The organism is Marilutibacter spongiae (genome assembly GCF_014145325.1).
Classification (GTDB): Bacteria; Pseudomonadota; Gammaproteobacteria; order Xanthomonadales; family Xanthomonadaceae; genus Marilutibacter; species Marilutibacter spongiae.
The window spans coordinates 1-12,550 of record NZ_JACHTF010000006.1; the positions used below are offsets into that span (position 1 = coordinate 1).

Consider the following 12,550-nt stretch of genomic DNA (forward strand, 5'->3'; position numbering starts at 1 on the left):
CCTGCTGCATGCCAGAACCGTCATCGAAACCTGGCGCCGCGAGTACAACGAGGAGCGACCCAAGAAGGTGCTCGGCGGACTGACCCCGAGCGACTACGCCAGCCAGCTGGCATCCGCTACGATTGATTCCGGACTCTAAACCGCCTTGCTACTGAAGGCGGGGGGACGTCGACGTCGGGGCGGTCGCACTGTATGCCGCAGCGGGCGAGGGGCATGCGGGACGCGCGGACCGGCAAGAGACCCCGGGTGCGCTGCGCTTACCCGGGCTACGGGGCTGCGCTCGGACCAAGCCAAGGGAGGGGCGGGAGAAGGGCAAAGGCTGGATCCCAGCGTTCGCTGGGATGACGGCAAGTTGCGATGGTCCTCGGGATTTTTTGTGCTCGCGCGACAAGGTAGAACGGGCAAGCGAGGCACGGCCGGGGAGTGCCCGTCTGGTCGGCCATCGCGCACCATGCAGGGGCGCGAGTGGGACGACGTGTGGGGGCGGTCGCACTGTATGCCGCAGCGGGCGAGGGGCATGCGGGACGCGCGGACCGGCAAGAGACCCCGGGTGCGCTGCGCTTACCCGGGCTACGAACGGGCTACGCTCGGACCAACCCAAGGGAGGGGCGGGAGAAGGGCAAAGGCTGGATCCCAGCGTTCGCTGGGATGACGGCAAGTTGCGAGGGTCCTCGGGATTTTTTGTGTTCGCTCGACAAGGTAGAACGGGCAAGCGAGGCACGGCCGGGGAGTGCCCGTCGGGTCGGCCATCGCGCACCATGCAGGGGCGCGAGTGGGGCGACGTGTGGCGGCGGTCGCACTGTGTGCCGCAGCGGGCGAGGGGCATGCGGTACGCGCGGGCCGGCAAGAGACCCCGGGTGCGCTGCGCTTACCCGGGCTACGCTCGGACCAACCCAAGGGGGGAGGCGGGGGAAGGGCAAAGGCTGGATCCCAGCGTTCGCTGGGATGACGGCAAGTTGCGTGGGGTCCCGCATAGCCGCCTCGCCTCGAATTCCGAATCCCCAATCCCCAATCCCCAATCCCCAATCCCCAATCCCCAATCCCCAATCCCCAATCCCCAATCCCCAATCCCCAATCCCCAATCCCCAATCCCCAATCCCCAATCCCCAATCCCGAATCACGAATCACGAATCACGAATTACGAATTACGAATTACGAATTACGAATTACGAATTACGAATTACGAATTACGAATTACGAATTACGAATTACGAGCCCCCACCACCGAAGGCAGCCCCGGATGCAGACGGGCGATGCGCTGCATCACCGGGCAGTCGGGGCGGTGGGCGCCGGGCAGGTAGCCCAGGCTCATGAGGAACTCGCCGGTGATCTCGCCGCCGGTGAAACGGAAGGTCTGCTTGAACAGCTTGACCCAGGCGGCCTTGTCGCGGGCGCGGCCGCCGTCGGCGGCATGCGCGTCGAGCCATTCGGCGAAGCCGCCATGGCTGTCGCGCAGGCGCTGGATGACGCCGGCATTGTGGATGGCGGCGTCGACCTTCAGGCGGTTGCGGATGATGCCGGCGTCGGCCAGCAGGCGGGCGCGATCGCGCTCGCCGTAGGCGGCCACGATGTCGACGTCGAAGCCGCCGTAGGCGCTGCGGAAGCCCTCGCGCTTGCGCAGGATGGTTTCCCAGCTCAGGCCGGCCTGGTTGATCTCCAGCAGCAGCCGCTCGAACAGCACGTGTTCCTCGCGCTGCGGGAAGCCGTATTCGGTGTCGTGGTAGGGGCCGTGGAGCGGGTGCCCGGGGGCGATGTCGCAATAGCCGCTCATCGCGGCTGCAGCAGTTCGGCCAGCAGGCCGGGCAGGAGCTGGAGCTCGGACTTCGGCAGTTGCGCATCGGCCGGGGCCAGGCCGCCGGGGCGGTGGGCGGGCAGGTCGTCGAGCCAGCCGTCGGACACGTACACGAAGGGCACGCGGGGCGCGTGCGTGCGGACCAGCTCCAGCGCCTGCTCGCCGGAAAAGCCAGGCAGGTTGAGGTCCGACAGCACGCACTGGGGATTGAAGTCGTCCAGTGCGCGCAGCAGCGCATGCTCGTCCTGCACGCGCACGTAGTGGAACTCGATGCCGGCGTCGGCGAGTTCCAGGGTGGTCAACTCGGCGTCGTCGGCCGAGTCTTCGATCAACAGCAGCCTGAGCGGGCCGCCGTCTTCGCCGGACAGGTTCAAGCTCAGACCTCGGGGATCTCGTTGAACACGGCCCAGAACTTGCCCAGCGCCTGCACCGCGTCGAAGAACTGGTCGACGTCGACCGGCTTGACCACGTAGGCGTTGACGCCCAGGTCCCAGCTGCGGGCCAGGTCGCTTTCCTCGCGGGACGAAGACAGGATCACCACCGGCATCCGCTTGAGGTGCTCATCGGCGCGCAACTGCTGCAGGACTTCCAGGCCATCCATGCGCGGCATCTTGATGTCGAGCAGCAGGACCGCCGGGTCCTCGCCGCCGCGGTCGGCGAACTGGCCGCGGCGCAACAGGTAATCCATGGCCTCGACGCCGTCCTCGACGTGGACGATGGGGTTGGCCAGGTGGGCCTCGCGCAGGGCGTCGATGGCCATTTCGGCATCGGCGGGGCTGTCTTCGGCCAGCAGGATGGTGCGGAGTTTGCTCATGTCGTGGGCTCGTTGTTGGCCGGTTGGTCCAGCGATGCTGGAAGGGTGAAGGTGAAGGTGGCGCCTTCGTCGGGTCGCGCGTCGGCGCTGACGGTGCCGCCGTGGCGGGTCAGGACGCGGCGGACGCTGGCCAGGCCGATGCCGGTGCCGGGGTAGTCGCTGGCCTTGTGCATGCGCTGGAACACGCCGAACAGCTTGCCGGCGTAGCGCATGTCGAAGCCAGCGCCGTTGTCGCGCACGCTGAACTGGTGGCGGCCTTCCTCGTCCTGGTGGTACTCGACCTCGATGACCGCCGGGTCGCGGTTGGCGCTGTACTTGACGGCGTTGCCCAGCAGGTTGAGCCAGACCTGGCGCATCATGTTCTCGTCGGCGACCAGGATCGGCATCGGGCCGATGCGCCATTCGACGTGGCGGCCGGGGGCGTCGTTGTGCAGGTTGGCGTCGAGGATGGCGCGGGTCTCGTCGACCATCGACTGCATGTCCACCGCCTGCAGGCGCATGGCGTTGCGGCCCAGGCGCGAGTAGACCAGCAGGTCGTCGATCAGCGAGGACATGCGTCGCGCCGACTTCGCGATGACGTCCAGGTAGTGCAGGCTCTTCTCGTCGGCCTCGTCGCCCAACTGCCGGCCCAGCTTGTCGGCGAAGCCGGCGATGTGCCGCAGCGGCGCGCGCAGGTCGTGCGACACCGAGTAGCTGAAGGCTTCCAGCTCGCGATTGACGTCGGAGACCTGGTCGACCTTGCCGGCCAGCTGACGGTTCAGCTCGCGGATCTGCCGCTCGGAGGACTTCTGGGTGGTCACGTCGCTGACCGTCAGCAGGGCGACTTCATCCTCGCGGTCGGGCAGGGGCATGCGCCGGGCGTTCACCAGCATCACGCGCTCGCTGCCGTCCTCGGTCTGCTGGGCCAGTTCGAAGTCCCACAGCTCGCGGTCGCGGGCGAGGACGTCGCGCAGGCGCTGCAGCAGCTCGGCATGTCGCCAGGCGCCGTTGCCGATCGCCTCCAGCGGCTGCCCCAGGGCTTCGTCGCCCTCGACGCCATACATCTCGGCGAAGGCGAGGTTGTGCATGATGATCGCCTGATGGCTGTCGGTCAGCGCGATCGGCTCGCGCACGCTCTGCAGCACCGTCAGCGCGCGGGCGCTGGCGCGACTGGCGGCGTTCTCGGCCTGCAGGCGCTGGCGCGCCTGGCGCTGGGAGAAGAAGCTCAGCAGCCCGAGCAGGACAAGCTGTCCGATCATCGCCGCCCAGAACAATGCGTTGGTCCTGCGTTGCATTGCCTCGGCGCGGGCGTCGCGCAGCGCGAGCAGGCGCGACTCCTCGTCCATCATCGACTGGGCGAGTTCGCGGATGGGGAATCGCGAGATCATCGCGGCGGTTTCGCTTCGCTGGCGTGCCACCGAAGGCTCCTGGAGGATGCTCTCGGTGATCTCCAGGCGCTGGCGGATCATCACGTTGAGCTCGCCCACGCGTACCTGCTGGTCGGGGTTGTCGCGGGTCAGGGTCTGCAGGTGCGCGCTGAGTTGGCGGATATTCTCGGTGCCCTCCTGCAGGCGCTGCTTCAGCAGATCGCCGTCGAGGCTCTCTTCGCTGTCGAGCCCGGCCACCAGCGACAGCGTGGCCGACTCCAGGCTGCGCATTTCATAGGCAAGCGACTGGACGGTGTTCTCGACTTCGCGCGTGTGGTTGGCCAGGCCCACCGCCGAGACGTTGTCCTGGTGCGCATCGCGAAGCAACAGGAACGGCGCCACCACGATCAGCAGGACCGCGAAGACGAGTACCGGCAAGCGCCAGCGCGACCAGTTGTCGACGAAGTCAAAGGGCATCGGATCCTGCCGGGCCGCCATGGAAAAGGGCACGGACAGGGCGACCCACAGTCGACTCCCCCCGGATCCGTCCCCCATCATCCCCCGCGCGAGGCGGTATTTCAATGGATGCCAGGCCGCGGCGGCGCGATAGAATGGGCCCATGCCAGAGCCCACCACGCCCCTCGCCAACCAGCTCCTGATCGCCCTGCCATCGCTGGCGGACACCAATTTCTCGCGCTGCGTGGCCCTGGTCTGCCAGCACGACACCGACGGCGCGATGGGCATCATCGTCAACCGGGCCTCCGAGTACACCCTGGGCGAGGTGTTCGGCCAGATGGGCGTGGAGGGCGGCAGCGACCGCCTGCGCGGCCAGGCCGTGCTCGCCGGCGGCCCGGTCCACCCCGAGCGCGGCTTCGTGCTCCACGACGGCGGCATGCAGTGGGACTCGACCCTGATGATCACCGACGGCCTGTACCTGACCACCTCGCGCGACATCCTCGAGGCCATGGCCCGGGGCGAGGGCCCCGCGCACGCCATGGTGGCGCTGGGCTGCGCCGGCTGGAGCGCGGGCCAGCTGGAGCAGGAACTGGGCGAGAACGACTGGTTGACCGCGCCTTCGGACGCGGAGCTGCTGTTCGCCCTGCCGCTGGATGCCCGTTGGCAGGCCGCGGCGGGTCGCATCGGCGTGGACTTCGCGCACCTGGCCGATTACGCCGGGCACGCCTGAGGACCCACGGTGACCACGGCCGCCACGAGGCACGGACGATGAGCGCGCGGCGATGAGGCGCGACGGCACGGTGCTGGGCTTCGATGTCGGCGGCCGTCGCATCGGCGTCGCCGTCGGCAGCGCCTTCGGCCATGGCGCCCGCGCGCTGGCGGTGGTCGACATGCATGGCCATGGGCCCGACTGGACCGCGATCGACCGGTTGCGCAAGGAGTGGCTGCCCAATGGCTTCGTCGTCGGCGACCCGATGACCCTCGACGGCGGCGACCAGCCGATCCGCAAGCAGGCGCATGCCTTCGCCCGCGAGCTGCAGGCCCGCTACCGGCTGCCGGTGGCGCTGGTGGACGAGCGCTCGAGCTCGATCGAGGCGGCGCAGCGCTTCGCTGGCGACCGCGCCGAGGGCCGCCGCCGCCGTCGCGACGCCGAAGTGCTCGATGCCATGGCCGCGGCAGTCATCATCGAACGCTGGCTGGCCGCGCCCGACGACGCGGTCGAGCTGCCGCCGCTGGAATGAGCCCGTCGCCTCCCGCTTCCTTCCCCGCCATCCCGACCCCTACCGCATGAACGCCCCACGCCCCGGCACCCCGGCCGCCGACGCCTCGCAGCACCTCATCGGCCTGCACGACATGCCCGCCGCACGCATGACCGCGCTGCTCGACCGCGCGCAGTACTTCGCCGAGGGCCACGATGCGCGCCAGGCGCTGGCCGGCATCGCGATCTGCACGCTGTTCTTCGAGCCGTCCACCCGCACCCGCCTGAGCTTTCAGCTCGCCGCGCAGCGGTTGGGCGCGGACGTGCTGAACTTCGACGCCTCCACATCGTCCACCAGCAAGGGCGAGACCGCGCTCGACACGCTGCGCACCATCGAAGCGATGGGCGTGCGCGGCTTCGTGGTCCGACACAAAGAGGACGGTGCGGTCGCCGCGCTGGCCGCCGCCGCCGCGCCGGGTACCGCCGTGGTCAACGCCGGCGACGGGCGCAGTGCCCACCCCACCCAGGGCCTGCTCGACATGCTCACCCTGCGTCAGGCCAAGGGCCCGGACTTCTCCCACCTGAAGGTGCTGGTGGTCGGCGACGTGAGGCATTCGCGCGTCGCCCGCTCCGACCTGCATGCGTTGCGCGCGCTGGGCGCGGGCGAGATCCGCGTCTGCGGCCCAAAGGCGCTGTTGCCCGACGATGGCACGTTGGACGGCTGCGCGGTGTCGGGCGACTTCGACGCGTCGCTGGCGGGCGTGGACGCGGTGATGATGCTGCGCCTTCAGCGCGAGCGCATGGAGGACGGGCTGGTCGACTCGCTGGAGGACTACCACCGCGACTACGGCCTGACAGTCGCCCGCCTCGCACGCGCGGCGCCGGACGCGATCGTGATGCACCCCGGGCCGATGAACCGCGGCGTCGAGATCACCGATGAGGTCGCCGACGGTCCGCAGTCGCGGGTCCTGCGCCAGGTCGGCAATGGCGTGGCGGTGCGCATGGCGGTCCTGGAAGCCCTGCTCGGCGCGCGCTGACGGCCGCGGGCCGGGCCGCAAGCCCCGGCGATCGGCCGCTTCAGGGCCGGGTGATACCCGCGCTCGTGGCGTCGGCTTCGTTGCGCTCGAGGCGCTGGGCGAACAGCCAGGGCCACAAGGCCGGCGTCCCGGCGTAGGTCGCGTCCCAGGCATTGTGGTCGGCGTCGGGGAACTCGGTGTAGCGCGCGTCGGCGGTGCTGACCTCGTCGAAGGCCCGCGCCAGCATGCGGTCGTCGTGGGTGGGGACCACGTCGTCCTTCGCGCCATGGAAAATCCATACCGGCACGCGGGACAGCCGCGTCGCGATCGCGGCGTATGGGTCGGCCTCGCCGGCGACGGCGGTGACCTGCAGGTCGCGTTCCGGACGGATCCGCCGGACCGCGCCGCACACGGGCACCAGCGCGGCGAAACGGCCGGGTTCGGCCAGCGCGATCTCCCACACGCCATAGCCGCCCATCGACAGCCCGGTCAGGTAGGTCCGGTCGGGGTCGCCGTTGAATTCGCGGGTCGCCGCGTCCAGTGCGGCCAGCGCGGCGCGGACATTGGCGCCCTGCCACTCCTGCCCGTCGGGCACCTGCGGGAAGACCACGATCGCGGGGAAGTCCGCGGCATGGGCGCGGACGTACGGTCCCAGCCCGACCAGGGTCGGCGTGCGCCCGTCATCGCCGCGTTCGCCCGAGCCGTGCAGGAACAGGATCACCGGCGCGGATTCGCGGCGCGCGACCGCCGACGGCACGAAGACCTGGTAGCTGCGGCGAGCGCCGTCGATCTCGACGGTGCGGGTCACGAAGCCGGTGTCGGCCGCGGCGCGCATGCCCGCGCATCCGGACAGCGCCAGCACGGTGGCGAATGCGGCGACGAGTCGTTGCGCGATCCCTGGACGTTCCATGGCGTCTACCGGTGGGCCTGTGGGAGTACCAGCATGACATCGCCACCGCGGGCTGTCGCGCGGCGGCCGTCACGTCACGGCGCCGGGCGGCGCCTGCTCAGCGCACCAGGATCAGCGTTGCCAGGCCCAGGAAGGTGAAGAAGCCCAGCACGTCGGTGACCGTGGTCAGGAAGATACTGCTCGCCAGCGCGGGATCGAAGCCGAGCCGCTTCAGGGTCAGCGGCACCAGCACGCCGGCGGTGGCGGCGAACAGCAGGTTGAGGGTCAGCGCGGTTGCGATGACCGCCGACAGCTTGGGATCGCCGAACCAGAACCAGACGATCACGCCCAGCAGCAGGCCCAGCGACAGGCCGTTGAGCAGGGCCAGGCGCACTTCCTTCCACAGCAGCACGCCGGCGTTGGACGAGCCGACCTGGCCCAGCGCAAGGCCGCGGATCATCAGCGCCAGCACCTGGGTGCCGGCATTGCCGCCCATGCCGGCGACGATGGGCATCAGCACGGCCAGCGCGACGATCTTCTCGATCGTCATCTCGAACTGGCCGACCACGCTGGCCGCGAGGAAGGCCGTCCCCAGGTTGATCGTCAACCAGATCAGGCGCCGGCGCATCGCGCGCCGGATGGGACTGAAGAGGTCCTCGTCCTCGTCCAGGCCGGCGGCGCCGAGCGCCTGGTGCTCGGCGCGGTCGCGGATGATGTCGACCACGTCGTCGATGGTGATGCGGCCCAGCAGCACGTTGCCGTCGTCGACGACGGGCGCGCTGAGCCAGTCGTGGTCGGAGAACTGGCGGGCGACTTCGTCGTCGGACTCGTCCACGTCGATCGCCGGCTGTTCGTCGTCGATCAGGCGGTTGATCGGGTCGGTGGGTTCGCAGGTCAGCAGCGACGCCAGCGCGATGCGACCCAGGTACTGGTGGCGGCGGCTGACCACGTACAGGTGGTCGGTGTGCTCGGGCAGTTCGCCGCGCAGGCGCAGGTAGCGCAGGACGACGTCGACCGTGGTGTCGGCGCGCACCGTCACCACGTCCGGGTTCATCAGGCGGCCGGCGGTGTCCTCGGGATAGGACAGCACCTGTTCCAGGCGCTCGCGGTTCTCGCGGTCCATCGACTTGAGCACTTCGTCGATGACCGTGTCGGGCAGGTCCTCGGCCAGGTCGGCGAGGTCGTCGATGTCGAGGTCTTCGACCGCGGCGACGATCTCGTCCGGGTCCATCTCCGCCAGCAGGCTTTCGCGGACCTCGTCGCCGACATGGACCAGCACCTCGCCGTCGTCCTCGGGATCGACCAGCCCCCAGACCACCGTGCGCTTGGCCGGCGGCAGCGACTCGAGCAGGTTGCCGATCTCGGCCGGCGACAAGGTGTTGACCAGGCGCTTGACCGGCCCCAGCCGCCCGCTGTCCAGCGCGTCCGAAAGCAGGCGCAGCTGGCGTGCGGTCTTGTCGTGGCGGACGGCTTCGGCCATGCAGTGCTCCGGGTGGGGCAGACGGAACCGCAGGGGTATCCGACCGGGGGCGGGCTTCGCGGTGGGTCACATCATCGGGCGGCGCGTCCCTGGCGCCCGCGCGGCATTATCGCTGTTGCGGATGGACCTGCACACCCCGGCAGGCCGTGGATGCGTTCAGTCGGCGGGCGTGCAGGCTGCCAGCCAGCGTTCGATGGCGGGTCGATCGCGTGCGCGGAGCAAGGTGGCGGCGCGTGCGCGCAGCACGCCCAGGTCATGGCGGCGAATGGTCTGCCGCAGCTCAAGCAGGGTGCCCGGGTGCAGGCTGAACTCCATCAATCCCAGCGCCAGCAACAGGGGCGCGAAGCTTGGGTCGCCGGCCATCTCGCCGCAGACCGACACCGGCACGTCGCGCGCCTGCGCCAGCCGGATCACGTCGCGCATGAGCCTGACCACCGCCGGGTGCAGCGGCGTGTACAGCTCGCCCAGCGCTTCGTTGATGCGGTCGGCCGCCAGCAGGTACTGGACCAGGTCGTTGGTGCCGATGGAGAGGAAGTCGACGTCGTTGATGAAGCTGCCCAGGGCGATCGCCGCCGCCGGGACCTCGATCATCGCGCCCACCTGCACGTGGTCGGCGATCATGTGGCCTTCCGCCCGCAGTTCCCCGGCGATGCGTTCCAGGTGCCGGCGCACGCCGAGGATCTCCTCGCGGCTGCTGACCATCGGCAGCAGGATGCGCAGCGGCCCGTAGCCGGACGCACGCAGCAGGGCGCGCAACTGGGTCTCCATGACCTCCGGTCGCGCCAGCGACAGGCGCACGCCGCGCAGGCCCAGGGCGGGATTGGGCTCGTCGCGCAGGGCCAGGCCGGTGCGGTCGGCCTTGTCCGCGCCCAGGTCGACGGTGCGGATGGTGACCGTGCGGCCGGTCATGCCCAGGACGACGTCGCGATAGGCGCGGAACTGCTCTTCTTCGTCGGGCAGCTCGCTGCGCTGCAGGAACAGGAACTCGGTGCGGTACAGGCCGATGCCGGCCGATCCCAGCGAATGCGCCTCGGCGACGTCCTCGCGCGACTCGGCGTTGGCGTACAGCTTGATGTCGACGCCGTCGACGGTGCGCGTGGGCTCGCGCCGCAGGCGATGCAGCTGCTTGCGTTCGCGCTTTTGTTCGCGGACGCGCGCGCGATGCCCGCGCAGGTCGTCGGCATTGGGTTCGAGCACCACCAGGCCGGTGGCGCCGTCGATCATCAGGGTGTCGCCGTCGTTGATCTTCTGCAGCACGTTCGGCGTGCCGACCACGAGCGGCAGGTGCAGGCTGCGCGCGAGGATGGCGCTGTGCGAGAGGTGGCTGCCGGAGGCGGTCACGATCGCCATCACGCCCTGGGCCTGGAGTTGCGCGATCTCCGCCGGGGCGACCGCGTCCGTCACCAGGATCTCCCCGGCGACGCCCTGCAGCTCGCCCTCGCGCCGGTGCAGGGCGGCGTGGATGCGGCCGATGACCTGGTCGATGTCCTCGATGCGGCTGCGGAAGTACGCGTCGTCCATTTCCTGGAAGACGGCGGCGATGCGGTCGCGCTGCAGGCGCAATGCGTAGTCGGCCGAATAGTGGCCGGTGCGGATGAGGGCATCCAGGCCCTGCAGCAGTTCCGGGTCGTCCAGCAGCAGGGTATGCAGGTCCAGGAACTCGCCGACCTCGTGGGCCAGCGCGCCGTGCAGGCGCTCGCGCAGTTCCTGCATCTCGCTGCGGACGGCGTCGATGGCGGCGTGGATGCGGTCGAGCTCGCCTTCGACGGCCTCGGTGGGGATCAGCTCTTCATCGACTTCCAGCGCATGCGGCAGGCGGACGCGGGCCCGGCCCAGCACGCTTCCGCGCGAGGCTCCGTTGCCGTTGAACTCCTGCCGCATCCAGCCCCGTCCTCAGCTGTCTTCGTCGAAGCGACGGTCGAACAGGGCGACGATCGCGTCGGTGGCCGCGGTTTCGTCGTCGCCGTTCACGCGCAGCTTCACCGGCGTGCCCTGCCCGGCGGCGAGCAGCATCACGCCCATGATGCTCTTGGCATTCACCTCGCGGCCCTTGGCGGTCAGGGTCGCGCTGCTGCGGTAGGCCGAGAGCACCTGGACCAGCTTGGCGGTGGCCCGGGCATGCAGGCCCAGGCGGTTGGAGACGGTCAGTTCGCGTTCGATCATGGGGGATTTCCTCGGGCCGTCTTCAGGCATCGTCCAATATGACACCGTTGCGTGCGCCAGCGGAAGCGATCGCCGGCAGTTCGTCCAGTTCGAGCTCCGCGTAGTTCATCACCCTCAGCAGCATGGGCAGGTTCAGCGAGGACACCCGGCGCACCGGCGTGCCCAGGTGGGCGACCCGGGCGGCCAGGTTGCTCGGGGTGGCGCCGTACAGGTCGGTCAGGACCAGCACCCCGTGGCCACCGTCCACACGCCGCAGGGCCGCGCTGGCCTGGGGCAGGATGGCGTCGGGGTCGGCGTCGAACGGCACTTCGAAGGCCTCCGCCTTCAGCGGCAGCGCGCTGAGCAGGCGGGTGGCCACCGCCAGCAATGCGCTGCCGATGCCTTCATGGGTCACGAGTAGGATGCCGACGCTCATGGAGACAACTTAGCAGAGCCGGGTGACACGCCGGTAGCCGGAAAGCCGCGCCTGGCGGCCCCAACGACCGTTCAGTCGAGTTCGCGATGGTGCACGGCGACTTCGTCCCAACCCCCGGCGCGGGCGCGCTCGCCCATCTTCTCGGCCAGGTAGACCGACCGGTGGCGGCCGCCGCTGCAGCCGAAGGCCACGGTGACGTAGCTGCGGGTGGTGTCGCGGGTCATGCGCGGCAGCCAGGTGTCGAGGAACTCGCCCACCTGCCCGACGTACTGCATCACCTCGGGCTGCTGCTCGAGGTATTCGCGGATGGCGCCGTCGCGACCCGACAGGGGGCGCAGGCTGGCATCCCAGTGCGGGTTGGGCAGGCCGCGCGCGTCGAACACGAAATCGGCGTCGGCGGGGACACCGTGGCGGTAGGCGAAGGACTCGAACAGCAGCGAGACGGTGTTGTCGCTGCCCAGGCCGAACTCGGTGATGATGTGCCGGCGCAACTGGTGGACGTTCATCTCGCTGGTATCGACGACGGTGTCGGCCAGGCGCCGCAGCGGGCGGGACACCTGGCGTTCGAGCGCGATCGCGTCGCCCAGCGACAGTCCCAGGCGGCTGAGCGGGTGCCGCCGCCGCGTATCGGCATAGCGCCGCAGCAGCACGTCGTCGCGGCTCTCGAAGTAGACCAGGCGGGGATCGAAGCCGAGCCGGCCGACTTCGGCCAGCCAGTTGGCCATGTGGCTGAGGTCGTTGTGGCGGTTGCGCACGTCGATCGCCACCGCCAGCTTGGGCGGCGCGCCGTCGTCGTTCTTGACGCTCTTGACGAAACTGGCGAGCAGGTCGGCCGGCAGGTTGTCGACGCAGTAGTAGCCCAGGTCCTCCAGGGTCTTGAGCGCGACCGACTTGCCGGAGCCGGACATGCCGCTGACGATCACCAGCGCCGGGTTGCCGTTGCCGCCGGCGTTCCCGGGGGGTGGACTGTCCATGCCGGCG

14 protein-coding genes are annotated in these 12,550 nt (G+C 69.8%); 4 read left to right on the top strand and 10 right to left on the bottom strand.

Annotated elements, in window-relative coordinates; genetic code table 11:
• A partial coding sequence (locus H4F98_RS06510) for an integrase core domain-containing protein (protein WP_182686044.1) occupies positions 1-139 on the top strand: 139 nt, incomplete at its 5' end.
• Between the two features lie 1,062 nt (positions 140-1,201).
• On the opposite strand, the gene H4F98_RS06515 is transcribed toward H4F98_RS06510, so the two are convergent.
• Genes H4F98_RS06515 through H4F98_RS06530 form a run of 4 tightly spaced genes read right to left on the bottom strand, consistent with a single transcriptional unit; the run spans position 1,202 to position 4,429 of the window.
• Positions 1,202-1,771 (bottom strand): DNA-3-methyladenine glycosylase I, encoded by a 570-nt coding sequence (locus H4F98_RS06515; RefSeq protein ID WP_182686045.1) that lies wholly within the window; start codon positions 1,769-1,771, stop codon positions 1,202-1,204.
• The gene (locus tag H4F98_RS06520) at positions 1,768-2,166 is read right to left on the bottom strand and encodes a response regulator (protein ID WP_170218544.1); all 399 of its coding nucleotides are present in this window, start codon (positions 2,164-2,166) and stop codon (positions 1,768-1,770) included. Before H4F98_RS06520 ends, H4F98_RS06515 begins: the two co-directional genes overlap by 4 nt.
• A gap of 2 nt (positions 2,167-2,168) precedes the next feature.
• Entirely contained in the window at positions 2,169-2,606 is a 438-nt protein-coding gene (locus tag H4F98_RS06525) for a response regulator (protein WP_182686047.1), read from the bottom strand.
• Positions 2,603-4,429: a sensor histidine kinase gene (locus H4F98_RS06530; RefSeq protein ID WP_182686049.1), complete on the bottom strand. Its 1,827-nt coding sequence runs from the start codon at positions 4,427-4,429 to the stop codon at positions 2,603-2,605. The genes H4F98_RS06525 and H4F98_RS06530 overlap by 4 nt, the downstream gene beginning before the upstream one ends.
• A gap of 142 nt (positions 4,430-4,571) precedes the next feature.
• Here H4F98_RS06530 and H4F98_RS06535 point away from each other — a divergent pair, with 142 nt between their 5' ends.
• The 3 genes from H4F98_RS06535 to H4F98_RS06545 are packed head-to-tail and all read left to right on the top strand — an operon-like array spanning position 4,572 to position 6,643.
• Positions 4,572-5,138: a YqgE/AlgH family protein gene (locus H4F98_RS06535; protein WP_182686051.1), complete on the top strand. Its 567-nt coding sequence runs from the start codon at positions 4,572-4,574 to the stop codon at positions 5,136-5,138.
• Between the two features lie 52 nt (positions 5,139-5,190).
• The gene (gene ruvX, locus H4F98_RS06540) at positions 5,191-5,649 is read left to right on the top strand and encodes a Holliday junction resolvase RuvX (protein WP_182686053.1); all 459 of its coding nucleotides are present in this window, start codon (positions 5,191-5,193) and stop codon (positions 5,647-5,649) included.
• Between the two features lie 46 nt (positions 5,650-5,695).
• Positions 5,696-6,643, top strand: coding sequence for an aspartate carbamoyltransferase catalytic subunit (locus H4F98_RS06545; RefSeq protein ID WP_182686055.1), 948 nt, complete (start codon positions 5,696-5,698; stop codon positions 6,641-6,643).
• 40 nt (positions 6,644-6,683) lie between these two features.
• Here the strand turns inward: H4F98_RS06545 and H4F98_RS06550 are convergent, their stop codons facing one another.
• From H4F98_RS06550 to rapZ, 6 genes are all read right to left on the bottom strand, one after another.
• Positions 6,684-7,532, bottom strand: a complete 849-nt coding sequence (locus tag H4F98_RS06550) for a carboxylesterase family protein (RefSeq protein ID WP_182686057.1) — start codon at positions 7,530-7,532, stop codon at positions 6,684-6,686.
• A 97-nt stretch (positions 7,533-7,629) separates the two neighbouring features.
• On the bottom strand, positions 7,630-8,991 hold the full coding sequence (mgtE, locus tag H4F98_RS06555; protein ID WP_182686058.1) for a magnesium transporter: 1,362 nt from the start codon (positions 8,989-8,991) through the stop codon (positions 7,630-7,632).
• Between the two features lie 156 nt (positions 8,992-9,147).
• The gene (ptsP, locus tag H4F98_RS06560; RefSeq protein ID WP_182686060.1) at positions 9,148-10,872 is read right to left on the bottom strand and encodes a phosphoenolpyruvate--protein phosphotransferase; all 1,725 of its coding nucleotides are present in this window, start codon (positions 10,870-10,872) and stop codon (positions 9,148-9,150) included.
• Positions 10,873-10,884: 12 nt separating this feature from the next.
• The gene (locus H4F98_RS06565) at positions 10,885-11,154 is read right to left on the bottom strand and encodes an HPr family phosphocarrier protein (protein WP_141517717.1); all 270 of its coding nucleotides are present in this window, start codon (positions 11,152-11,154) and stop codon (positions 10,885-10,887) included.
• 22 nt (positions 11,155-11,176) lie between these two features.
• Entirely contained in the window at positions 11,177-11,569 is a 393-nt protein-coding gene (locus tag H4F98_RS06570; protein WP_182686062.1) for a PTS sugar transporter subunit IIA, read from the bottom strand.
• 71 nt (positions 11,570-11,640) lie between these two features.
• The gene (gene rapZ / locus H4F98_RS06575; protein WP_182686064.1) at positions 11,641-12,543 is read right to left on the bottom strand and encodes an RNase adapter RapZ; all 903 of its coding nucleotides are present in this window, start codon (positions 12,541-12,543) and stop codon (positions 11,641-11,643) included.
• Positions 12,544-12,550 lie beyond the last annotated feature (7 nt).

Bases quoted from the DNA above. Each gene is read 5' to 3' on its own strand.
- H4F98_RS06515 (WP_182686045.1), bottom strand. From the start codon at position 1,771: ATGAGCGGCTATTGCGACATCGCCCCCGGGCACCCGCTCCACGGCCCC.
- H4F98_RS06525 (WP_182686047.1), bottom strand. From the start codon at position 2,606: ATGAGCAAACTCCGCACCATCCTGCTGGCCGAAGACAGCCCCGCCGAT.
- H4F98_RS06530 (WP_182686049.1), bottom strand. From the start codon at position 4,429: ATGCCCTTTGACTTCGTCGACAACTGGTCGCGCTGGCGCTTGCCGGTA.
- H4F98_RS06535 (WP_182686051.1), top strand. From the start codon at position 4,572: ATGCCAGAGCCCACCACGCCCCTCGCCAACCAGCTCCTGATCGCCCTG.
- ruvX (WP_182686053.1), top strand. From the start codon at position 5,191: ATGAGGCGCGACGGCACGGTGCTGGGCTTCGATGTCGGCGGCCGTCGC.
- H4F98_RS06545 (WP_182686055.1), top strand. From the start codon at position 5,696: ATGAACGCCCCACGCCCCGGCACCCCGGCCGCCGACGCCTCGCAGCAC.
- H4F98_RS06550 (WP_182686057.1), bottom strand. From the start codon at position 7,532: ATGGAACGTCCAGGGATCGCGCAACGACTCGTCGCCGCATTCGCCACC.
- mgtE (WP_182686058.1), bottom strand. From the start codon at position 8,991: ATGGCCGAAGCCGTCCGCCACGACAAGACCGCACGCCAGCTGCGCCTG.
- ptsP (WP_182686060.1), bottom strand. From the start codon at position 10,872: ATGCGGCAGGAGTTCAACGGCAACGGAGCCTCGCGCGGAAGCGTGCTG.
- H4F98_RS06565 (WP_141517717.1), bottom strand. From the start codon at position 11,154: ATGATCGAACGCGAACTGACCGTCTCCAACCGCCTGGGCCTGCATGCC.
- H4F98_RS06570 (WP_182686062.1), bottom strand. From the start codon at position 11,569: ATGAGCGTCGGCATCCTACTCGTGACCCATGAAGGCATCGGCAGCGCA.
- rapZ (WP_182686064.1), bottom strand. From the start codon at position 12,543: ATGGACAGTCCACCCCCCGGGAACGCCGGCGGCAACGGCAACCCGGCG.